The following is a 22,198-nucleotide window of genomic DNA, read 5'->3' as shown; positions in this document are numbered from 1 at the left end:
CCGCAGGGGGTAGAGCACTGGATGGGCTAGGGGGTCGCGAGATCTACCAAACCTAACCAAACTCCGAATACCTGCGAGTGCTATCTGGGAGACAGACGGCGGGTGCTAAGGTCCGTCGTCAAAAGGGAAACAGCCCTGACCTACAGCTAAGGTCCCCAAGTCACGTCTAAGTGGGAAAGCATGTGGGAATCCCAAAACAACCAGGAGGTTGGCTTAGAAGCAGCCATCCTTTAAAGAAAGCGTAACAGCTCACTGGTCTAAACAAGGGTTCCTGCGGCGAAGATGTACCGGGGCTCAAGACGTGCACCGAAGCTTAGGGTGTGCAGCAATGCACGCGGTAGCGGAGCGTTCCGTAAGCCTGCGAAGCGATCTGGTAATGGGTCGTGGAGGTATCGGAAGTGCGAATGCAGACATGAGTAGCGATAAAGAGGGTGAGATGCCCTCTCGCCGAAAGACCAAGGGTTCCTGCGCAAGGCTAATCCGCGCAGGGTGAGCCGGCCCCTAAGACGAGCCCGAAGGGGGTAGTCGATGGGAATGCGGTTAATATTCCGCAGCCTGGTGGTGTGTGACGGATGGTGTGTGTTGTACGGCCTTAACGGATTGGCCGTGCTTCGAAACTGTCCCGGGAAATAGCCCCACCGTATAGACCGTACCCGAAACCGACACAGGTGGTCTGGTAGAGTATACCAAGGCGCTTGAGAGAAGTGTCCTGAAGGAACTCGGCAAATTGCCTCCGTACCTTCGGAAGAAGGAGGCCCCGGCTAAGCGCAAGCTCTGTCGGGGGGCACAGGCCAGGGGGTAGCGACTGTTTAGCAAAAACACAGGGCTCTGCTAAGTCGGCTTCAAGACGACGTATAGGGCCTGACGCCTGCCCGGTGCCTGAAGGTTAAGTGGAGGGGTGCAAGCTCTGAAATGAAGCCCAGGTAAACGGCGGCCGTAACTATAACGGTCCTAAGGTAGCGAAATTCCTTGTCGGGTAAGTTCCGACCTGCACGAATGGCGTAACGACTTCCCCACTGTCTCCAGGACATGCTCAGCGAAATTGAATTCTCCGTGAAGATGCGGAGTACCCGCGGTTAGACGGAAAGACCCCGTGCACCTTTACTGCAGCTTCAGAGTGGCATTAGGAAAGAACTGTGTAGCATAGGTGGGAGGCTTTGAAGCATTGGCGCCAGCCGGTGTGGAGCCATAGGTGAAATACCACCCTGTTGTTTTCTGATGTCTAACCTCGTTCCGTGAAGCCGGAACAGGGACCCTCTGTGGCGGGTAGTTTGACTGGGGCGGTCGCCTCCTAAAGAGTAACGGAGGCGCGCGAAGGTTGGCTCAGGCCGGTTGGAAACCGGCTGTTAGAGTGCAATGGCATAAGCCAGCCTGACTGCGAGACTGACAAGTCGAGCAGAGACGAAAGTCGGTCATAGTGATCCGGTGGTCCCTCGTGGAAGGGCCATCGCTCAACGGATAAAAGGTACGCCGGGGATAACAGGCTGATAACCCCCAAGAGCTCATATCGACGGGGTTGTTTGGCACCTCGATGTCGGCTCATCACATCCTGGGGCTGGAGCAGGTCCCAAGGGTTTGGCTGTTCGCCAATTAAAGTGGTACGTGAGCTGGGTTCAGAACGTCGCGAGACAGTTTGGTCCCTATCTGCCGTGGGCGTCGAAATTTGAGAGGAGTTGACCCTAGTACGAGAGGACCGGGTTGAACGTACCTCTGGTGTACCTGTCGTCGTGCCAACGGCGCAGCAGGGTAGCTATGTACGGACGGGATAACCGCTGAAAGCATCTAAGCGGGAAGCCTCCCTCGAGATAAGATTTCACAGGACGGTGAAAGACCATCACCTTGATAGATCGGATGTGGAAGTGCGGTAACGCATGGAGCTAACCGATACTAATTGTCCTATTCGCGCTTGAGAGCTCCACACCCCCAACATCAACGTTGGTGGCATGGTGTCGCCCTCATCCAGTAAAACGTGCATCGATTTGAAACCCACCCGCTCCCCGGCCACCCGCCGGGCGAGCGCGATACGCGACGCTTCATTGCCTGGTGGCCATAGCGTCGGTGAACCACCCGATCCCATCCCGAACTCGGCCGTGAAACCCGACCGCGCCAATGGTACTACTGCCTAAGCAGTGGAAGAGTAGGTCGCTGCCAGGCATTGAAGCCTCGCGTATCCAAGAACCCTTCACAATGTCACACACGCTTCGGAGCAAACCGCTCCCGGCGCGGGGTGGAGCAGCCCGGTAGCTCGTCAGGCTCATAACCTGAAGGTCACAGGTTCAAATCCTGTCCCCGCAACCAGATCCCCCACCGCACCCCCGCAGCGACAGCTGGCGGGGGTTTTCGTGTCCGCTAGAGATCAGGCCAAACCGCCCGTGGAGGCACACTGGAAGCACCACGCCGCCAATCGTGGCGTATGGGTCGGCTGCGCGCTACCGGGCAGGCGAATGTCAGAGCGCTGTTGCGTCAGGAGCACAGCCTTAGGTGCCTGATCCCGACCTTTACGATGCATCCTGGGCGCGAGCCCGGACGGATGCGCTGTCGGACCGGTCCGGAAGGGATGCGTCGCGGCGCTTGATCGAGGCGGCGGATCCGCTCGCCCGCCCGTCCGGGGGTCCAGCGGAGCGAGGCGGACAGGCGTGCGACGATGGGATCGAAGGTCGATCGCGCCGTGGCGGGATAATCCAGTACCAGCGCGTGGATCGCACCGGAGGGATCGCCAAAGGCGTAACGTTCGTAGAAGACCATCCCCTGGTGCGTGCCGGACAGGATCAGGAGGTCGCGTCGCGTGACCTTGTAGGTGACGCTCGCGTAGCGACCTGACCTGCCGTTGCGAAGAAAGGCGTCGTAGCTGGCCGGCGTCTCTTCCAGCACATTCCACGAGCCGAAGATGCGGAGCCGCGCCCCGCCGCGCGCCGTCCAGGTCGCGCCGTCGCCATTGTCCGCGGGCCGCGCGGTCCCAAACAGGTCGTCCGGAACCTCCGCCAGCGTGCCGAAGCGCTGATTGCGGTAGATGCGCCAGCGATGGGTGGGGTGTGTGACGCCCACCGGCGCCATCGCGAGCAGCGCCACCAGCGCAGGTGTCCCCAACATGCCGTCACCTCCGTTCGCCTGCGCAGCGACAGGCCGCGATCGTGAGAATTGTAGCAGCGGAGTGCGTATTGAGCAGCCCCCACCGGGTGGTCCGGCTTGTTAGTTAGTGCATTGTCGTCTCCGCCGCCATTGCCGGGCGTAGGTGGAGCGAAGCGGAACCGGAGGCCGGTAATGGCGGTGTCACCGCTTCCGGGGCCGGCGGGCGGTAGCCCAGGCTGCTGTGCGGCCGGACGGTGTTGTAGTGACGGCGCCACGCCTCGATCAGCACCCTGGCCTCCGCGAGGCTGTAGAAGATCTCGCCATTGAGCAGTTCGTCGCGAAGCGACCCGTTGAAGCTTTCGTTATAGCCGTTCTCCCATGGCGAGCCCGGGGCGATGTAGAGCGTCTTCACGCCGATCTGGCCGAGCCAGGTCTGGACGGCGGTGGCGATGAACTCGCTGCCGTTGTCCGACCTGATGTGCGCTGGCGGACCGCGTTCGAACAGGTCGGCCAACGCGGCCAGCACGTCTTCGTGGCGCAGCTGACGTGCCACGACCAGTGCCAGGCACTCGCGACTGGCCTCGTCGATGATGGTCAGGATGCGGAACTTGCGCCCATCGTGGGTACGCTCCTCGACGAAATCATAGGCCCAGACATGCCCCGGATACTCTGGTCGAAGCCGGATGCAGGAGCCGTCATTGAGCCACAGCCGGCCGCGTTTCGGTTGGCGCTGCGGCACTTTCAGCCCCTCACGCCGCCAGATCCGCTCGACCCGCTTGTGGTTCACCGACCAGCCCGCCGCGTGCAGCAGCGCGGTCACCCGGCGGTAGCCGTAGCGCCCGTACTGCTTCGCCAGCGCGACGACGTCGTCGGTGAGCGCCTGCTCATCATCTGCCCCGCACGGCACTTTGCGCTGCGTTGACCGGTGCTGGCCGAGCACGCGGCATACCCGCCGCTCGGACACGTCCAGCACCTCCCGGACCTGGTCGATGCAGCGCCGGCGCCGCGCGGGGCTCAGAAGTTTCCCTTCGCCGCCTCCTGCAGGATGAGCTTGTCCAGCGTCAGATCCGAAATCGCACGCCGCAGCCGGGCGTTCTCCTTCTCCAGATCCTTCATCCGACGCGCCTGGTCCGTCTTCAGGCCACCATATTCCTTGCGCCAGCGATAGTAGGTCTGCTCGCTGACCGCGATCCGCCGGCACGCTTCGGCGGTCGTGCCGCCTTGGCCCAGCACGATCTCCACCTCACGCAGCTTGCCGATGATCTCCTCCGGCTTGTGCTTCTTCGCAGGCATTCTTCGTCCCTTCCCTGGTCCAGACTGTCATAGTCGATGGACCACTCAGAAGGGGGCAGCTCAACCGGCAGAGGAATTTCACGCAGGAAGTCCGCCTCCAGTCGGCCGACCCCGAGACGCGGCTGAAATGGGTGATCGGCGGCTTCTACAGCCACGCACGGCAGAACAGCTATCAGCGGACCGTCGATCCCTTCTACGCATCGCTGGTCGCCGCGATCACGCCGATCATCACCGGCGGCACGGTGCTGAGCGTCGAGCAGTTCACCGGATCGCCGATGCTGCCCGGTAATGTCACCTATCTCAACACCAACGACGGCAGGGACCGGCAGATCGCCGGCTTCGCGCAGGTCGACTGGCGCGCGCTCGACCGGCTGACGCTGACCGCGGGGGTGCGCGTGTCGCACGCGGTCTATGACTTCTCGACCTTCCAGGCGGGGCCGGGGGCGGGGACGTCGTCGCTGGTGTACAGCGGCCGGCAGGCGGAGACGCCGGTCACGCCGAAGCTGGGCATCGAATATCGCATCACCCCCGACACGATGGTCTATGCCAGCGCAGCCAAGGGTTTCCGCACCGGCGGGGCCAATGCCCCGGTCAATGCGACGCAATGCGCCGCCAATCTGAACGCGCTCGGCCTGGAGCGCGCGCCGGCGGAGTATCAGTCGGACACGGTATGGAGCTACGAAGGCGGCGCCAAGGGCAAGGCGATCGACGGCACGCTGCAATATCAGGCCAGCGCCTATTACATCAAATGGCAAAACATCCAGCAGTTCGTCTATCTGCCATTGTGCGGCGGCGGCTTCGTCAACAACAACGGCTCGGCATCCAGCCGCGGTTTCGACCTGGCGGTGCAGGTGCGGTTGTCGCCGGATTGGACGTTCGGGCTCACCACCGGCTATGTCGATGCGCGATACGATCGCACCGTTACCTCCGGCCTGGGCGTCAATTACGTCACCAGGGGGGACAAGCTGACCGGGTCGCCGTGGTCGATCAACCTGTCGCTGGGCGGCCAGTTCGACGTCGGCGCGCGGCGCTTCTACACGCGGCTCGATTACGATCATCAGGCGCGATACTCGCGTGCCGACGTGACGCAGAATCCGGCGAACGTCGGCTATGACCCCGGTGCAACGCCTAGCGCGGAGACCAACGACCTGTCGTTCCGCCTCGGCACGCGCGTCGACGGTCTGGACCTGTCGCTGTTCGTCAACAACGCGCTCAACCAGAAGCCGAACCTGTCGCGCGCGCATTACAGCGCGGCCGATCCGGTCTTCACCTATGTCACCGTTCGGCCGCGCACCGCGGGGCTGACCGGCATCTACCGCTTCTGATGACAACAACATGATGGGGGACGAGGACGTGAAGATCAGGCTGTCGCGCGGGATCGGGACGCTGTTGGCAACGACGATCACGATGGCACTGGCGGCGCCGCTGGCGGCGCAGAACAGCGCCTATCCGGCGGGCAAACGCCAGGCCGCGCCTGCGCCCGCACCGGCGATGCCCGCCGCGGGACCGGTATCGACGGTGCCGCCGACGGTGCAGCAGATACGTCGCCAGATGCTGAAGTCGGAAGCCAACAGCCTCTACTTCCACAACATGGACCAGTTGTTCGACACGCGCATCGTCGGTCGTGCCGGGCCGGTCTGGAACCTGCCGCGCGCCGATGCGCCCGTCTCGATCCGCTACGACTGGCAGGGAAAGAGCTACGGCTTCGACGATTTCCTCGACCGCACCTTCACCAACGCGCTGATCGTGATGAAGAACGGTCGTATCGTCACCGAGACGTACCGCAACCGCACCGACGCCACGACGCATTTCATGTCGTGGTCGATGGCCAAGTCCTTCACCTCCACCATGGTCGGCTTCGCGCTGGCGGACGGCAAGATCGCCTCGCTCGACGATCCGGTCGTGAAGTATCTGCCGGAGTTGAAGGCGGGCGCCTATAACGGGGTGACGATCCGGCAGATCCTGGAGATGAAATCGGGCGTCGATTACGAGGAGCGGTATGACGGGGCGCCCGGTATCGCGTCGGAGAATCACGAGCAGGCGCTGATCCAGAACGTTCGCCGCTTCGCCGATGCGGCGCGCACGCTCAAGCGCAAGAATGCGCCCGGCACGGTGTTCGAATACAAGACGATCGACACCGCGGTGCTCGGCTGGCTGGTCGAGCGCGTGACCGAGCGGCCGATCGCGCATTACATGGCGGAAAAATTGTGGGAGCCGCTGGGCGCCGAGGCGAACGGCTTCTTCATCATGGACGGGCCGCCGGGCGTCGGCCGCGAGTTCACGGGTGCCGGCTATAACGCCGTCGCGCGCGACTATGCACGGTTCGGCCAGATGATCCTCGACAAGGGCATGGCGAACGGCCACCGCGTCGTCTCGCCGCAATGGATCGCGGAGGCGACCAGGCCGGCCGGTCCCGAAGGGCCGATGGGCGGCTATGGCTATCAATGGTGGACGGTCACCAATTCCAACGCCTTCTATGCGCTGGGCCTCCAGGGGCAGTTCATCTTCATCGATCCCGATACGCAGACGGTCGTCGTGAAGCTCAGCTATTTCCCGCCGGAGCAGGACGCACTGTATGGCGAGGCGATCACCGCGATGCAGGCGATTTCCGCCTGGACCCCGGGGCGCTGACGGCATGATCCGCCGGAGCGCAGGAATGGCGTTGGCCGCGATGCTGATCGCGGGTGCGAACGTGGCGACGGCGCAAGTCCCGCCCGTCGCCAGCTATCAGCCGAAGACCGTCCAGCACCGGCCGTTCTGGTCACAGCGGCTGACCGGTTACCTCATCACCCGCGACGGCACGCGGCTGCGCTACAGCGTGCTGCTGCCGAAGGGGAAGGGGCCGTTCCCGACGATCGTCAACTACAGCGGCTATGATCCCGGTGCGATCGGCGGGGCGGCCTATCTGGCGGACAATACCGCGATGTCGGTCAACCTCGACCGGACGTTGGTCGAGCATGGCTATGCCTTGTTCGGCGTCAATGCGCGCGGCACCGCCTGTTCGGAGGGTGTGTTCGATTTCCTGGGGCGCGACTATGGCCGCGACGGGCGCGACGCGATCGAGTTCATCGCCGCGCAGCCATGGTCGGACGGCGCGGTCGGCATGGCCAACTGGTCATGGGCGGGCATGTCGCAGATCGCCACCGCCGCCGAGCGGCCGCCGCACCTGAAGGCGATCGCGCCGGGCATGGTGCTGGGGGATGCGCGGCTGGACAGCTGGGCGCCGGGCGGGGTGCCGGCGCCGGCGTTCGTGTCGGGCTGGTGGGAATTCCTGCACGACCGCTGGGCCTCCGTCAGAACGAGCGCGGAGGCGGAGGGGGACCAGCGCTGTCTGACGCAGGTCGCCACGAACCTGCGCACTGCCGAGGCGAACAGCGTCCCCGGTATCCTCATCCGTCACCCGTTGCGCGACGAATATATCGAGGAACGCCATCTGGCGGCGCGCACCGCGAACATCGACGTGCCGGTGCTGTCGATGGAGGCGTTTCAGGATGAGGCGGTGACCTCACGCCAGGGTCATTATCACGAAACGCTCGATCCGGCGCGGCTGTGGCTGGTGCAGACCAACGGCGGGCACGATCTGTACGAATCGACGCGCTTCCGGGCGACGCTGCTGGCGTTCCTCGACCGCTTCGTGAAGGGGACGGCGAACGGGTTCGAGAAGCGCCCGCATGTCGAGGCGTGGCTGGAGAGCCATTCGGCGGGCGGGGACTGGCATGCCTATCAGGAAGCGGTGCAGCCCGGCTTCACGGTCGAGGGCGCGCGCTATCCGATCGCCGCACGCGCGGTCCGCTTCGCGCTGGGCGCGGATGGCCTGTTGAGCGATACGGCGGCGGGCGCGGGCACGCCCGACGCGTATGACTATCCGCGGCCCGGCGTGGCGGTGGACGTGGATTTCGACGCCGATCGCTGGGGGGCGTTGCCGGCCGACTGGCGGCGCGGCAGCCTGGCCTACACCTCGCCGCCGCTCGATCGCACGCTGCTGACCTATGGCCCGGCCAGCGCCGATCTGTGGGTGTCGGCGACGGCGAGCGATGCCGATCTGCAGGTGACGCTGACGGAGGTGCGGCCGGACGGGCAGGAGATGTTCGTCCAGCGCGGCTGGCTGCGCCTGTCGGACCGGATGCAGGATGACGGCAAGGCGACGGCGCTCCGTCCCTTCCCGCTGGATCGGCCCGAGACGATGGTGCCGCTGACGCCGGGAGAGCCGGTGCTGGGCCGGGTCGAGCTGAACAAGTTCGGCCATGTTTTCCGCGCCGGATCGCGCATCCGGATCTGGATCGACACGCCGAGCGCCTGGGGCGGCTATGGCTTCGCGCCGGTCTCGCTGCCGTCCACCAACAAGGTCTGGCACGATGCGGCGCATCCGTCGGCACTGGTGCTGGGCGTGCTCGATGGCCGCAAGGTGCCGCCGTCGCGCCCGCGCTGCGGCAGCGTGCTCAAACAGCCGTGCCGACCCGATCCGCTCGCCACGGCGGCCCGCTGACCCTCTATCCCGGGATGTGCATCATGGACGACCTTCCTGCCTTCTCGCGCCGCGCCTTGCTCGCCGGCGGGGCCGCAGCCGCGCCGGCGCTCGCGATGGGGGCGACCGGCGGCGGTGCGTTGCGCGACATGGACCCGCTGCGGCTGGAACTGGTCATGAACCTGATCGTCACCTGCAGCGCCCCCGAGCCGGTCGGCCCGGGGGCCAGCGCGAGCAAGGATGGCGCGCGGACGGAGATCTGGCCGATCATCGGCGGTCGCTTCGAGGGGCCGAACATTCGGGGGAAGGTGGTGCCGGGCGGCGGCGATTTTCCGGTAACGCGGCCGGACGGCGTCGAGGTGGTGGACGCGCTATATCGGCTGAAGACCGACGACGGCGTCACCATCCTGATCCACAACAAGGGGCTGGCCTATCCGCAGCCATCGGGTCAGTGGCCGAAATACCGGCTGGTGCCGGAATTCACCGCGCCGGTCGGTCGCTACGACTGGCTGAACCGCTCGATCTTCCTCGCGACGCTCAGCGAGGTACCGCCGGCGATGGCGCTGGCCCAGGGGCCGGACGAGAATGACCGGCTGATCCAGGTCCGCCGCGTCGCCTGACGGGCGGAGGGAACGACGGCGCGCTACGCCTGCGTCGACGCGCCCGCGAACCGGCCATCCGCGCCCGCGCGGTCGTCCAGCCACGCGACCGCCCAGATCGCAAGCCCGGCGAGCGACAGCAGGCAGCCCACCCACCCGGTCGCGGTCAGGCCATAGCCCGCGGCGATCGCCAGCCCGCCGGCCCATGGTCCCAGCGCATTGGCGAAGTTGAAGGCGGAATGGTTGAGCGCGGCGGCGAGGCCTTGGCCGCCCTCTGCCTGATCCATCAGCCGCGTCTGCAACACGGTGCCCAGCCCGCCGCCGAGCCCGATCGCGAAGACGGTCAGCGCGATCGACCAGAAGGCATGCGCCGCCACCACATACAGCGCGAGCACGACGGCGCTCCAGAGGAGCAGGCCGGCCGCGGTCGGCATCAGCGCGCGGTCGGCAAAGCGCGGCACGATGACGTTGCCGAGCGTCATGCCGACGCCGAAGATCGTCAGCACGACCGGCACCGCCTCCTTCGACGCGCCCGTCACCGCGATGAGCGTCGAGGCCAGATAGGTATAGACGCAGAACAGCCCGCCATAGCCGATCGCGCCGATCGCCAGCGTCAGCCAGATGCGCGGATCGCGCAGGATGCGCAGCTCGGCCAGCGCACCGCCGCGGTCGTCGGGGCGATCGTGCGGCGCGACGAGGACGATCGACACCGCAGTAGCGGCGGCGATCGCGGCGACGATGCCGAACCCCCAGCGCCAGCCCCATGCCTGCCCGAGCCAGTTGGCGAGCGGCACGCCGACGATCGTCGCCACCGTCAGCCCCATCATGACATGCGCCACCGCCTGCGTGCGGCGCTCGCGCGGGACCAATGATGCCGCGACCAGCGACGCGATGCCGAAATAGGCACCGTGCGGCAGCCCGCTGACGAAGCGGAAGGCGAGCATCGCCGGATAGTTGGGCGCCAGCGCGCTGAGCAGATTGCCGAGCGCGAACAGCAGCATCAGCCCGACCAGGACATGGCGCCGGCTGAAGCGGCTGGCGATCACCGCCAGCAGCGGCGCGCCGACCACCACGCCCAGCGCATAGGCGCTGATGACGTGCCCCGCGGTCGGCTCGTCCACCCGCAACCCGGCCGAGAAGAACGGCAGCAGGCTCATCGTCGCATATTCGGTGGTGCCGATCGCGAAGCCGCCCATCGCGAGGACGAGATGGACGAGGCCGACGGACACGCGGGAAGAAGGCACGGCAAGGGATCTTTCGAAAAGGGTGTCAGGCGACGGTGACGCTGCCGGCGAGGCCGAACGGGATCGCCTGTCCGCCGGTGTCGAACAGGAGGCGGAGCGTCCGGGACGCGGCACCGGACGGGAACGGCAGCTCGACGCGGCGCGCGGCGGGGTCCGTCTTGCGATGGACCAGCCGGCCGTCGATCCACAGCTGCGCCGCACCCGCCAGCGCGGCGAAGACGAGCTGCCCGCCGGTCGCGGCGACGTGGCGGCGCGGCACGAAGTCGGTGTGCATCAGCACGTAGCGCGCGGCCGGATCGCCCGTCTCGACCGATCCCGGCTTCAGCCAGGCCCAGCTGTTCATGTCGCCCTCCGCGATCGGGCGGGCGATGTCGGGCGGCGTGGCGCTGGCGGGTGCCTGACGCCATTCGGTGAGGCGCTGGCGTCCCTCTTGTGGCGCGACGGTGGGGATGGTGTGTGGCGTGACCGCGAGCGTCACCTGCGCCATGGACAGGCCGTCCGCGCGCGCCGACAGCGTCAGCCGGTGCCCGCCGTCCGTCTGGACGAGCACCTGCGCCAGACCGTTGAACAGCCGGCGTGACGCGCTGCCGCCACCGGGTGCGGGCAGGTCGCTTTCATGGCTGTTCGGATCGCCGTTGCCGACGCCCAGGATCCTGCCGCCTTCGACGTGGAGATGCACGGCGTGCTGCGCCACCGGCACCGCGCGCGCCTGCGCGTCGACCGCCTCGATCGTGACCGGGACGGTGTCGCGGCCGTCCCCCGCCAGCACGGTGCGATCGGGGACGAGGCGCAACGCGACCGGCACGCCTGCGGTTTCGACCCGGCGATGGATCACGGGCAGCCCGCGGCGATAGCCGATCGCCTCCAGCCGCCCCGGCGCATAGGGGATGGTGACGCGCGCCATCGCGAAGGGGTCCACCGCGACATCGGCGACGATGCGCCCGTTTAGCCGCAGCACGACGCGGTCGGCATTGGCGACGACCAGCAGCGCGATCGCCTGTCCCTCGCGGCCGGGCCATGTCCAGTGCGGCGAGAGTTCGAGCACCGGCTGGTCCGGCGTCCACAGCGCGCGGCGGATATGGAAGGCGCTCTTGGCGAAGCCGCTTTGGTCCATCGCGCCAAACGATGCGCCGGTGCTCGGCCAGTCGAACGGCGTCGGTTCGCCGCGATAGTCGAACCCCGTCCAGGCGAAGCCGCCCGCCATGAACGGGCGGGTCGCGATCGACCGCCATGCCTCGCGGTGGCTGAGGCCCCAGCCGGCATGTTCGCTGTCGTCATCGGCCAGCACATGCGCCGCGCGATCGGTCGCGAGCGCGCCGCGGGTCATATAGGCGGAGGTGTCCTCCGAGCTTAGCAGCGCGCGATCGGGGAAGGCGGCATGGTAGCGGTCGTAGTGCGCGGTGCCGTAGTTGAAGCCGACCACGTCCAGTTCGTCGGCGATATTGGGCCGCGCGAACATCGCGCCGTTGAGCGCGGCGGTGATCGGGCGGTCGCGGTCGAGCGTGCGCACCACCGCCTTCATCCGCCGGATCATCGCCACGCCGGTCGCGCTCGCCTGCAACGATTCCTCGTTGCAGAGCGACCACAGGATGACGCTGGGATGGTTGCGATCGCGGCGGATCAGCCACGCCAGCCGGTCGAGCGCGTCGTCCGCGGCGCTGAGTTCGCGATGCTCGTCCATCACCATCATGCCCAGCCGGTCGGCGGCGTCGAGCAGCTCGGCGGCGGGGGGATTGTGCGCGCAGCGGATCGCGTTGGCGCCCATCTCCTTCAACCGCCGCAGGCGGAAGTCCCACAGGCTGTCGGGCACCGCGACGCCGACCCCGGCATGGTCCTGATGCACGCAGACACCGCGGATCTTCAGCGGTCGATCGTTGAGGAAGAAGCCGTGCTGCGCATCGAAGCGTTGCGTGCGGAAGCCGATCGTCGTGTCGACCGCATCGGTAATGCGGTCGTTCGCGATCACCGCGGTGTGCAGCCGATACAGCGTGGGGCGATCCGGTGACCAGAGCGCAGGCGCCGTCACCGCGATCGTCGCCGCGGCGACCGTGCTGGCCGATGGCGCGACCGACACGCTCGTCCGTTGCCGCGCGATCGGGCGGTCGTCCGGATCGAACAGCGTCGCCTCGACCGTGATGTCGGCGGCGCGTGCGCCGGTGTTGGCGATCGTCGCGGCGACCGGGAGGTGCCAGGCGGTGCCGTCGCGCCGCGGATGGCAATGCACGCCATCGGTCGCGATGTGGACCGGGTCGCGCTTGACCAGCCAGGCGTGGCGATACAGGCCCGCACCCTCGTACCACCAGCCCTCCGTCGCCTCCGCATCGACGCGGATCGCGAGCGTGTTGAGGTCGTCGCCAAACAGCGCGAACGCGCCGAGATCGATCGTGAAGCCGGTGAAGCCGCTGAAATGCCGGTGCGCCAGCGTGCCGTTGATCCAGACGGTGCAATGGGTGGCGATGCCGTCGAAGCGTAGTTCGAGGTGGCGGTCGCGATCCGCGTCGTCCAGCGCGAAGGTCCGGCGATACCAGCCGATGCCGCGGCGGCGGAACCCCTGGTCGATGTTGGCGGTGCGGTCGAACGGCTGTCCCAGCGCCCAGTCGTGCGGGATCGACAGCGCCGTCCAGTCGCTGTCGTCATAATCGGCCGCCGCGGCGCCGCCCGCATTGCCGGCCTTGGCATGGGCATAGGCCGCCTCGTGATCGAGGATCGGGGGAAAGGGCAGGTCGCCTTCGTGGAAACGCCACCCGGTGTCGAGCGACAGCGTTTCGCGCGGCGACGGCGCGTTCGTCAGCAGGGGCGCCGGGCGCGCGAGCGACGGCGCATGACCGGCGGCCAGCACGGCCGCCGACCCGGCGAGGACATGACGGCGCGATGGCCCGCTCATGCCGGCATCTCGCCGGTGAGCGGCGGCTCCGACCAGGACGGCGCGCCGGTCTCGTGTCGTCCCGCCAGCCGCTGCCGGAAGGTCGGGTCGGCAGGGTCGGTGATCAGGATATCGTACCAGCCCCCGGTCGCGCCGAGCGGCAGCCGCACCGTGCCGCCATCGCTGTGCCAGCCGGGATGCGCCGCGGGATGGCGCAGCGATCGTACGTCCAGCCCGGCGGCGGCGGTGACCGACAGGGTGTTTCCCGACGGATCGAACCGCCATGCGACGGCGCGCGCGCGGCGGTCACCCGCGACATGGCGATGGAAGCCGTTGGGACCCAGGAGCCACAGATCGTAGCGCCCTGTGGCGTCGAGCGGCCAGACCGCGGCGAGCGGCGCGCCGGCGGCCAGCGTGTAGCGCCGCGGCACGCGATCGAGGCGCAGGCGATCATAGACGTGGATCACGGCCGGCGCGCCGGTGCAATGAAGGTCGAGCCGGACCGCGTCGCTCTCCACCGCGGCGACGCGGGCGTCGAGCGCATAGGGGAGCGCGCGCGAGCGCCGCACGCCCGCCTCCTGCGTCGGGCGCGTGCCTGCGGTTGGGGCATCGGGGCGCGGCTGCGTCGCCAGCGCGGCGGCGCGCGCGGCGACGGGGCGCGGATCGGGCAGGCGCGGCGACGGCGCGCGGTGCGGATGTGCGAAGTCGAAGGCGCCGGTCAGGTCGCCGCAGACGGCGCGTCGCCACGCCGAGATATTGGGCTCGATCACCCCGAAGCGTCGTTCGAGGAAGCGGATCACCGAGGTGTGGTCGAACACCTGCGATGTGACCCAGCCGCCGCGGCTCCACGGCGAGACGACATAGCAGGGCACGCGCGGGCCGAGGCCATAGGGACGCCCGCGACAGGCCGGATCGTCCGCCTTCGCATCGGCGACGCTGGCGACGCGATGATATTCGCCGCTGGTGTTGACCACCGATGCGCCCGCGAAGCCGCCCGGCGCGGAGGCGTCGGGCGAGGGCGGGGCAGGCGGCGGGACGTGGTCGAAGAAGCCGTCGTTCTCGTCGAACATCACGAACAGCGCGGTGCGCGCCCAGACCGCCGGATTGGCGGTCAGCGCGTCGAGCACGGCGGCGGTATAGGCCGCGCCCTGCGCCGGGCTGGACGGATCGGGATGTTCCGACGCGGCGGCGTCGGCGATGATCCACGACACCTGCGGCAGCGTTCCGGCGCGCACGTCGGCGCGCAACCGCGACACATCGTGGGTGGTCATCGCGCGATCGTGCAGCGGCGATCCCGGCGGCGCGTCGCGATAGGCGGCGAACCCGACCAGCGGATTGTCGGTGAAATTGTCGGCCACGTCCTGATAGATGCGCCAGTCGACGCCGGCCGCCTGCAACCGCTCCGGATAGGTCGTCCAGCGATAGGGTTCGGGCCAGCCGCCCGCGACGGGCAGGCTGTCGTGCGAATTGCCGATCGCGGGGCCGCCATGGGCGCCGGCGGGATCGTTGGTGCCGGTCCACAGCATCAGGCGGTTGGTGTTGGTGCCGGTCTGGATCGCGGCGTGATAGGCGTCGCACAGCGTGAACGCCTCGGCGAGCGCGAACTGGAACGGCAGGTCGGCGCGCGCATAATGGCCCATCGCGCGATCGGTCTTCGCCGCGGCCCAGCGGCTCATCCGGCCATGGTCCCACGCAGCCTGTGCGTCGGGCCAGGTGTGCGGCGTGCCCGCGACCCGCATGACGTCGAAGTGCGCCTGCGTTGACAGATGGAACGGCGCGACCAGCCGCCCGCCGGCTGCCTCCTGCGACCAGATGTCGCGCCCGTCCGGCAGCGGAATGGGCAGCGGATCGCCGAAGCCGCGCACGCCGCGCAGTGTGCCGAAATAATGATCGAAGCCGCGGTTTTCCTGCATCAGGATGACGACATGGTCGACATCGCGGATCGTCCCGCTGCGCACGTCGGCGGGAATCGCCAGCGCACGCGCGATCGCGGCGGGGACAGTCGCCGCCGCGATCCCGGCGGCGAGGAAGGCGCGGCGGTCGGTCACAGCGGCGTGAGCATCCTGTCCAGTTCCCGCGGCGCGCGGCGTGCGCGGGGACGAGCGTCGGATAGCGCAACCCGCCGGTCCAGCCGATCGTGACGGCGCGTCGCTCGCCGCTCTGGCGCACCGTCATCCGCAACGGCCGACGCGCCGCGATCGCGCGCAGCAGCGCGTGGGCCGAGAAGCGGTCGTGCCCGATATTGACGATGGAGGCGCCGGGGGCGAGGCCGGCGTGGAACGCGGGGCCGTTCCACGCGACATCATGCACCGTGCCGTCCGACGACACCGACAAGCCGATCGAATGGCGCAGGTCAACCACCCCGTTGCGATACTCGATCGAGCGCCAGAAGGGCGTCGGCTCGGCCACGAAGGCCAGCCGATAGCCGCCACGCTCGATCCAGCCGAGCGGCGGCCGATGCGGCGTCTCGACATAGGTGCGCAGGAAGCCGTCCCAGTCATAGGGCATGACCGCGGACAGGGCCGCGACGATGTCGGCGCGACCATAGGTCGAGGTCGGCGCATCCGCGCGCTCGACCGCCAGGAAGCGGCGGGCGACATCGTCGAGCGATCGCCGGCCGCCGGTATCGTGCCGGATCAACTGGTCCGCCTCCAGCCACACCAGCTTGGCGGCTTCGTAATAATCCGACGATCCCTGTTCGTCGGGCCAGGTGCGCGCGTCCGGGGACAGGACGTCGCTGGTGGTATCCTCGATGCTGCGCCAGTCGAACGCGGGCGCCTGCGCGTAATAGGCCGCGACGCGGGCGAGCGCATCCAGCGTATCCTGCCGCGACACCATGCCGCCGCGTGCCTGAAGCACCTGATCCCAGAAGCGGGTCTGGCCCTCGTACATCCACAGCAGGTTCCCCTGCATCGGCTGCGCATAATCGGACGTCAGCAGGCCGGCGGGGCGACGATATTTGCCGTTCCACGCATGGGTGAACTCGTGCGCCAGCAGGTTGCGCCGCGCCGCCATGCGCGGCCATTGCGTGAAGTAGCCGGCCGGAACGCCGTTTTCGGAGGAGCGGCGATGCTCCAGCCCCTGATTGTCCATCGTGTCCGACAGCCACAGCAGGAAGTCGTAACGATCGAACGGCGGGCGGCCGAAGACGGCCAGCGCCTGCCGCACCATCGCGGCGTGGCGCGCGAGTTGATCGGGCGAGGCGGCGAGCTGCTCCGCCCGGTCCGCCGCCATGTCCAGCCGGATGCCGGCCGCGAGGTCGGCCGATCGCATGTGCCGTCCGGCCAGCACGGGCGAGTCGACCAGCGTTTCGTAGCTGACCGTCGGATAGGCGACGCGATCGTCCGACAGGCCGGGACGCAAGGCGCTGGCGGAGCGCCAGCCGGTCGGGAAGGTCACGCTGGCGCGCACCGGAAGGTCGGCGACGCCGCGCCCGGCGGGGTAGAGCGATACGGTGTGCCACGACAGGATCGTCATCGCGGGTGTCATCGTCATATCGCCCTGCGCGGACGCGGTCGGCGAGAGATAGCGGAACGTCGCGACCACCGGCAACCCGGTGGAGGTTTCCACCCGGAAGGCATAGGAGTCGGCGGGATCGCGGCGCCATGGCAGCGTCCGGCCGTCCTGCATGAAGCGAAGGCCGGACAGCCGCGCGATCGGACCGGCGGCGTGATGCGTGCCCGGGATCCACTGCGGATAGCGCAGCACCATCGCGCCGGCGCGCTCGACGGGCAGCGTCTCGACCACGCTGACGATGCCGTGCGCCACGTCGGTGGCGTCGACCGCGATCGCGATCGTGGGGGCGGGCGACGATGCCGGTGCCGCCCCGATCAGGGGCAGCGCCAGCATCGCCGCGCCGCGATGGCTCAGCAATGCTGGCATGTCGGATCGAGCAGATCCGCCAGCAGCGCGCCGGTGGGATCCCATTCGCCGATCGCCGGGTGGATCAGCAGCGCCTTGCGCGCGGTCGGGCGCTCGCCGGTCAGCGCCGCCTCGATCGCGGCGCGCTCATACGCCTTGATGCCATGGACCAGCCCGATCGCGGGATCGGGCAACGGTGCGATCGGCAGCGGGGTGATCGCGTCACGCTCGATCCGCGACGAGGTTTCGACGATCGACCGTTCGGGCAGGTCGGGCAGCGCGCCCTTGTTGTGGGTGTTGACGACGATCGTCGCCGGCTTCGCGCCGGTCAGCGCGCTCATCACGTCGATCGCGATGCGGTGATAGCCGCTGGCGACGCGGAACGGATCGATGTCGAAGGTCGATTCGGGATCGAACGCCGACCCGCCCTCTGCCTCCAGCTTCATGTACGAGCCGGAACGGCGGTTGAGATAGGCGGCATAGGCGGCGATCGCGCCCGCGCCGTCGTCGGCGGAGAGGCGATCGCGCAGCGTGGCGATCAGCTCGACGTTGAGCGCCTCCACCTCCGTCCCGCGGCTCGACCCGTGCTTGCACTGGTTGGCCAGCGCGCGGCGGCGCTCGTAATAGAAGAACAGATATTCGGTCGGGATCAGCCGCAGCGCGCGGATCATCGCCTTGTCGAACACCGGCGCGGTATAGAGCTTGTCGAGGATGGCGTCGTCCGCCAGCACGCGGTCGAACACGTCCTCGCCATGCAGGCGGATGCCGCGCACCCAGCCGAGATGGTTGAGGCCGACATAGTCGCACTCGACATCGGCCAGCGTCGCGCCCAGCGCGTGCGCGATATTGTGGAACAGCTCGGTCGGCGTGTCGCAGATGCCGACGACCTTGGCATTCGTATGGTCGCTGATCGCCTGGGTGATGAGGCCGGCGGGGTTGGTGAAATTGACGATCCAGCCATCGGGGCTCAGCCGCTCGACCAGCTGTGCCTGTCCGATCGCGATCGGCACGGTGCGCAGCGCCATCGCCGCGCCGGCGGGACCGGTCGTCTCCTGCCCGGGGAAGCCGTGCTCGATCGCGGTGCGCTCGTCCGCGGCGCGCCCGGCGATGCCGCCGACGCGGATCGAGTTCATGACGAAAGCGGCACCCTCGACCGCATCCTCGATCGAGCGGGCCTCGCGCACGATCAGGTCGCCGCCTTCCGCCCGCACGATGGCGCGGCCCAGCGCCGCCATGATGGCGAGGCGATCGGCATCCGGATCCCACAGCACCAGCTCGCGCGCGCCGAGCGCCTCGGCCGCATCGTTGACGCCGAAGGTGACGAGGGGGGTGCGGACGCCGCCGCCGCCGATCAGCGTCAGCTTGCGGTCAGTAGGTGCGGTCATGGAAGCTCCGGAGTTCGTGGGGATCGGGAAGGGCGGCGAGCGCACCCGGCGCGCGGGTGGACAGCGCGCCGGTCAGGCAGCCGCGTCGCAGCCGCGCGGTCGCGTCGCCGTCGTCGAGCAGCGCATCGATGAAGCCGGCGTCGAACGCATCGCCTGCGCCGGTCGCGTCCACCGCCGCCACCTTGGGGGGTGCGACCCGCACGAGGGTGTTGCCCACCAGCGCGGCGGCACCGCGCGCGCCCAGCTTCAGCATCGGGTGGCGCAGGCCAGCGCGTCGCGCATGGGCCAGATAGACGCTGGGGTCGGGGCTGCCGCAGATCAGCTCCGCTTCCTTCTCGTTCGGCATCAGGTGATCGACCGCGGCCAGCGTCGGCGCGTTGAGCGGATCGGCGAGCCAGGCCGGCTGGAACCCCATGTCGAGCGAGGTGGAGATGCCCGCGGCGGCCAGGACCGGCAGCACCGCATCCGCCACAGACCGGGGCAGCGGCATCGCGAAATGGACGTGGCGCGCGCGGCGCAGCGTGGCCAGCCCGTCGCCGGCTGCGAGCGCCGCGACCTGCCGGTTGACCCCGATATGCGTGAAGAAGGAGCGATCCTGCGCGGTCGAGACGCTGATCGTGGTGCCGGTCGCGCCGTCGCCGACGATCAGGCCGTCCGCGGCCACGCCGTAGGCGGCGAGGCGCTCGCGGAACCATGAAACGTCGTCGGCGCCGACCAGCCCGACCAGCGCGACGCGGCGGCCCAGCTTCGCCAGTCCGCACGCGGTCGCCGCCGCGCCGCCGCCCATCTCGCGCGTATAGGCATCGGTGACGACTTCCTCGCCCGGTGCGGGCCAGGTCGGAAAGCCGCTGAAGACATGGTCGACGTAGATCTCGCCGACGACGGCGACGTCATAGGGTTGGGTCATTGCGAAGCGCTCCCGTCGGGCGCGAAGGGCCAGGTGCCGCGCGTCCGTGCGATCGCCAGGAACACCGCGGTGCCGATCGCCATCGCGGCGATGCCGCCGACGATATGGACCGCGCGGCTGGTGCCGACGATGAACAGCCAGCCGATCAGCGTCACGACCAGCGGCAGCGGGTAGAGCGGCATGCGGAACGCGCCCTGTGCATCGCCGCGGCGCTGGCGGCGCAGCAGGACGATGGCGAAGCATTGCGCGGTATATTGGAACAGCGTCTGCACCACGATCAGCGCCGCGATGAGATTGTCGAGCGACACCAGGCACGCCGCGGCGGAGGCGATGCCCATGAACAGCAGCGAGACGGTCGGGAAGCGGCCGCGCGGGTGGAGCCGGGCGAAGGGGGCGAAGAACTCGCCCTCGATCGCGGCGGCATAGGGGACGCGCGAATAGCCCAAGAGGACGATCAGCGCCGATCCCCAGCTGGCGATCAGGATCAGCACCGCGACGGTGACGCCGCCCGCCGAGCCGTAGATCGCCTGCATGAAGTCCGCGACCACCGCCTCGCTCTTCATCGCCTGCCGCCACGGCAGCACGCCGATGATCGACAGGTTCAGGCCGACGTACAGCAGGGCGACGAGCGGGATCGAGATCAGCACCGCGCGCGGGATGGTGCGGCGCGCGTCGCGCACCTCGCCGCCCAGCATGCACACCGCATTGTAGCCGCCATAATCATAGACGCCGATCAGCGTCGCCGCGCCCAGCCCGGTCCAGAAGGCGGTGGTGGGCGTGAACGCGCCGGGCGGGAAGGAGAAGGCGCGGCCGGCGTCGAAATGCAGCGCGCCGCTCAGGATGATCCACAGGCAGGCGGCGATGACGATCGCGCTGACCGCGATCGACAATCGCTGGATCGATCGCACGTCGCGCCACAGCAGCCCGGTGTTGAGCAGGCAGATCGCGCCCGCCAGCGCGGCGACGCCCCAGCCGGTGAGCGAGGGCCAGATGAAGGTCGCATAATGCGCCAGCCCGACCGTTCCCGAGGCGATCGACATCGGACCGATCAGCAACGTCTGCCACAGATAGAGGAAGCCGAAGAGGCGACCGAGGCGCGCCGGCCCATAGGCCTCGCGCAGATAGTGGAACGGCCCGCCCGAGCGCGGCAGGGTCGAGCCCAGCTCCGCCCAGACCAGCCCGTCGCAGGCGCACAGCAGCGCGCCCAGCAGCCACCCGAGCAGCGCCTGCGGTCCGCCCATCGCCGCCAGCGCCAGCGGGATGGTGATGAACGGACCGACGCCGATCATGTTGAGGAGGTTGGCCGACAGGCCGCCCGCCAATCCCAGCGAACGCGGCGGGGTTGCGACGCGATCAGAGAGCGACGCGGACGTCATGCGCGAGCCGGCCGGGCGGCGGTCGCCGGGGCCGGACGGCCTCCCAACATCTGCGATGCGTCGTTCATCGTGCCACCCCCGCGCTGGCCGATACTAAAAAGATAATGCCATTGAGAAGTCAATATGGAAATTACGTTTCAGAAATTGGCGTTGTAATCGGGAACGCCGCTTTTATGGTCGCGGGTTTCCTTCGGAGACTAGCATGGCCGATCCCGATACCCCGCTGCCGCAGACGGCGGCGGAGCTGCGCCAGGCGATCCTCGCGCGCCACGATACCCTCAGCAAGCGGCTGCAGCATGTCGCGCGCTACGTGCTCGATCATCCCGACGACATGGCGCTGCAACCGCTGAGCGTGATCGCGGCGCGGTCCGGGACGCAGCCGTCGGCGATCGTGCGCTTCGCCAAGTCGCTGGGGTTCACCGGCGCGGGGCCGATGCAGCGGCTGCTGCGCGAGAGCCTGCTCGCGAACAATGCGACGCTGGGCTATGGCGAGCGCGTCCACCAGTTCAATGCCTCGGTCGACCAGTCGGTGTCGGCGCATGGCGTCGGCTCGCTGATCGACGAATTCACCGAGGGCGACATCCTGGCGTTGCAGAACACGCGGATGACGATCGGTCAGGAGGGGCTGGCCGAGGCGGTCGCGCTGATCCGCAAGGCACAGATCGTCCATCTCGCGGGGATGCGGCGCGCCTTCCCGGTCGCCGCCTATCTCGCCTACGCCATTCCCCAGGCGGGCAAGCCGACGGTGTTGCTCGACGGCGTCGGCGGGCTGTCGTACCAGCAGTTCCGCGCCATGTCGTCGCGCGACCTGCTGATCGCGATCAGCTACCATTCCTATGCACCCGAGACGGTCAGCGCGGTAGAGGCCGCGGCGACGGCGGGGGCGAGCATCCTCGCCATTTCCGACAGCCTCGCCAGCCCGATCGCGCGCCATGCGACGCAGACGCTGATCGTGCGCGAGTCGGAGGTGCGCGGGTTCCGCTCGCTCGCGGCATCCTTGTGCGTCGCGCAGGCGCTGGTCGTCGGGCTCGCCTACGACAAGGAGCGCCGCCCGCAGCGCGCGAAGACGGCGGACCTCGACGCTTCGTGACGGCGCGGGCCACCATGAAATGAAATTACCGAATTAGATTTCGTGA

At 68.3% G+C, this 22,198-nt stretch carries 14 protein-coding genes, 1 tRNA gene, 2 rRNA genes and 1 pseudogene (1 of these 18 running past the window's edge); 9 read left to right on the top strand and 9 right to left on the bottom strand.

The window, feature by feature from the left end:
• The 3 genes from PGN14_RS07735 to PGN14_RS07725 all read left to right on the top strand — a co-directional run.
• Positions 1 to 1,911: ribosomal RNA gene (locus PGN14_RS07735) — 23S ribosomal RNA — on the top strand (it extends 915 nt beyond the left edge of the window).
• A gap of 128 nt (positions 1,912 to 2,039) precedes the next feature.
• A 5S ribosomal RNA gene (rrf, locus tag PGN14_RS07730) occupies positions 2,040 to 2,154 on the top strand.
• Between the two features lie 67 nt (positions 2,155 to 2,221).
• Positions 2,222 to 2,298: transfer RNA gene (locus PGN14_RS07725), tRNA-Met, on the top strand.
• 165 nt (positions 2,299 to 2,463) lie between these two features.
• Here PGN14_RS07725 and PGN14_RS07720 read toward each other — a convergent pair.
• Both PGN14_RS07720 and PGN14_RS07715 read right to left on the bottom strand, forming a co-directional pair.
• Positions 2,464 to 3,069 (bottom strand): hypothetical protein, encoded by a 606-nt coding sequence (locus tag PGN14_RS07720; RefSeq protein ID WP_335298904.1) that lies wholly within the window; start codon positions 3,067 to 3,069, stop codon positions 2,464 to 2,466.
• A 124-nt stretch (positions 3,070 to 3,193) separates the two neighbouring features.
• A protein-coding gene (locus tag PGN14_RS07715; RefSeq protein WP_335298903.1) for an IS3 family transposase occupies positions 3,194 to 4,362 on the bottom strand; the annotation gives its coding sequence in 2 pieces (ribosomal slippage) (positions 3,194 to 4,098 and positions 4,098 to 4,362; 1,170 coding nt in all).
• 14 nt (positions 4,363 to 4,376) lie between these two features.
• Here PGN14_RS07715 and PGN14_RS07710 point away from each other — a divergent pair.
• The 4 genes from PGN14_RS07710 to PGN14_RS07695 are packed head-to-tail and all read left to right on the top strand — an operon-like array spanning position 4,377 to position 9,447.
• The gene (locus PGN14_RS07710) at positions 4,377 to 5,687 is read left to right on the top strand and encodes a TonB-dependent receptor (protein WP_335299193.1); all 1,311 of its coding nucleotides are present in this window, start codon (positions 4,377 to 4,379) and stop codon (positions 5,685 to 5,687) included.
• 10 nt (positions 5,688 to 5,697) lie between these two features.
• Complete coding sequence (locus tag PGN14_RS07705; RefSeq protein WP_335298901.1) at positions 5,698 to 6,993, top strand: serine hydrolase domain-containing protein; 1,296 nt, start codon at positions 5,698 to 5,700, stop codon at positions 6,991 to 6,993.
• 25 nt (positions 6,994 to 7,018) lie between these two features.
• A complete protein-coding gene (locus PGN14_RS07700) occupies positions 7,019 to 8,848 on the top strand; it encodes a CocE/NonD family hydrolase (protein ID WP_335298900.1) in 1,830 nt (609 codons plus the stop codon).
• A 23-nt stretch (positions 8,849 to 8,871) separates the two neighbouring features.
• The gene (locus PGN14_RS07695) at positions 8,872 to 9,447 is read left to right on the top strand and encodes a DUF3237 domain-containing protein (protein ID WP_335298898.1); all 576 of its coding nucleotides are present in this window, start codon (positions 8,872 to 8,874) and stop codon (positions 9,445 to 9,447) included.
• A gap of 23 nt (positions 9,448 to 9,470) precedes the next feature.
• On the opposite strand, the gene PGN14_RS07690 is transcribed toward PGN14_RS07695, so the two are convergent.
• From PGN14_RS07690 to PGN14_RS07680, 3 genes are all read right to left on the bottom strand, one after another.
• Positions 9,471 to 10,622, bottom strand: a complete 1,152-nt coding sequence (locus PGN14_RS07690; protein WP_335299192.1) for an MFS transporter — start codon at positions 10,620 to 10,622, stop codon at positions 9,471 to 9,473.
• 73 nt (positions 10,623 to 10,695) lie between these two features.
• Complete coding sequence (gene galA / locus PGN14_RS07685) at positions 10,696 to 13,554, bottom strand: beta-galactosidase GalA (protein ID WP_335298896.1); 2,859 nt, start codon at positions 13,552 to 13,554, stop codon at positions 10,696 to 10,698.
• Positions 13,551 to 15,581, bottom strand: coding sequence for a phosphocholine-specific phospholipase C (locus tag PGN14_RS07680; RefSeq protein ID WP_335298895.1), 2,031 nt, complete (start codon positions 15,579 to 15,581; stop codon positions 13,551 to 13,553). The genes galA and PGN14_RS07680 overlap by 4 nt, the downstream gene beginning before the upstream one ends.
• An 89-nt stretch (positions 15,582 to 15,670) precedes the next feature.
• On the opposite strand from PGN14_RS07680, the gene PGN14_RS07675 reads away from it, so the two are divergent.
• The gene (locus PGN14_RS07675) at positions 15,671 to 15,958 is read left to right on the top strand and encodes a hypothetical protein (RefSeq protein WP_335298894.1); all 288 of its coding nucleotides are present in this window, start codon (positions 15,671 to 15,673) and stop codon (positions 15,956 to 15,958) included.
• Positions 15,959 to 16,251: 293 nt separating this feature from the next.
• Here PGN14_RS07675 and PGN14_RS16850 read toward each other — a convergent pair.
• The 4 genes and pseudogenes from PGN14_RS16850 to PGN14_RS07660 form a co-directional block, all read right to left on the bottom strand.
• Positions 16,252 to 17,382: pseudogene (locus PGN14_RS16850) on the bottom strand (M61 family metallopeptidase); the annotation flags it as partial.
• Positions 17,383 to 17,399: 17 nt separating this feature from the next.
• Positions 17,400 to 18,779 (bottom strand): family 4 glycosyl hydrolase, encoded by a 1,380-nt coding sequence (locus tag PGN14_RS07670; protein WP_335298893.1) that lies wholly within the window; start codon positions 18,777 to 18,779, stop codon positions 17,400 to 17,402.
• A complete protein-coding gene (locus tag PGN14_RS07665) occupies positions 18,763 to 19,686 on the bottom strand; it encodes a carbohydrate kinase family protein (protein ID WP_335298891.1) in 924 nt (307 codons plus the stop codon). The genes PGN14_RS07670 and PGN14_RS07665 overlap by 17 nt, the downstream gene beginning before the upstream one ends.
• On the bottom strand, positions 19,683 to 21,062 hold the full coding sequence (locus PGN14_RS07660; RefSeq protein ID WP_335298889.1) for an APC family permease: 1,380 nt from the start codon (positions 21,060 to 21,062) through the stop codon (positions 19,683 to 19,685). The genes PGN14_RS07665 and PGN14_RS07660 overlap by 4 nt, the downstream gene beginning before the upstream one ends.
• A 202-nt stretch (positions 21,063 to 21,264) precedes the next feature.
• On the opposite strand from PGN14_RS07660, the gene PGN14_RS07655 reads away from it, so the two are divergent.
• Positions 21,265 to 22,152, top strand: a complete 888-nt coding sequence (locus PGN14_RS07655) for a MurR/RpiR family transcriptional regulator (protein ID WP_335298888.1) — start codon at positions 21,265 to 21,267, stop codon at positions 22,150 to 22,152.
• Positions 22,153 to 22,198: the final 46 nt, after the last annotated feature.

The sequence above is a fragment of the Sphingomonas adhaesiva genome, from assembly GCF_036946305.1.
GTDB lineage: Bacteria > Pseudomonadota > Alphaproteobacteria > Sphingomonadales > Sphingomonadaceae > Sphingomonas > Sphingomonas adhaesiva_B.
This window is presented reverse-complemented; position numbering and strand designations above follow the sequence as displayed.

Coding starts and splice junctions, on each gene's coding strand:
- PGN14_RS07700 (WP_335298900.1), top strand. CDS start 7,019: ATGGCGTTGGCCGCGATGCTGATCGCGGGTGCGAACGTGGCGACGGCG.
- PGN14_RS07660 (WP_335298889.1), bottom strand. CDS start 21,062: ATGACGTCCGCGTCGCTCTCTGATCGCGTCGCAACCCCGCCGCGTTCG.
- PGN14_RS07665 (WP_335298891.1), bottom strand. CDS start 19,686: ATGACCCAACCCTATGACGTCGCCGTCGTCGGCGAGATCTACGTCGAC.
- PGN14_RS07670 (WP_335298893.1), bottom strand. CDS start 18,779: ATGACCGCACCTACTGACCGCAAGCTGACGCTGATCGGCGGCGGCGGC.
- PGN14_RS07695 (WP_335298898.1), top strand. CDS start 8,872: ATGGACGACCTTCCTGCCTTCTCGCGCCGCGCCTTGCTCGCCGGCGGG.
- galA (WP_335298896.1), bottom strand. CDS start 13,554: ATGAGCGGGCCATCGCGCCGTCATGTCCTCGCCGGGTCGGCGGCCGTG.
- PGN14_RS07690 (WP_335299192.1), bottom strand. CDS start 10,622: ATGGGCGGCTTCGCGATCGGCACCACCGAATATGCGACGATGAGCCTG.
- PGN14_RS07705 (WP_335298901.1), top strand. CDS start 5,698: ATGATGGGGGACGAGGACGTGAAGATCAGGCTGTCGCGCGGGATCGGG.
- PGN14_RS07655 (WP_335298888.1), top strand. CDS start 21,265: ATGGCCGATCCCGATACCCCGCTGCCGCAGACGGCGGCGGAGCTGCGC.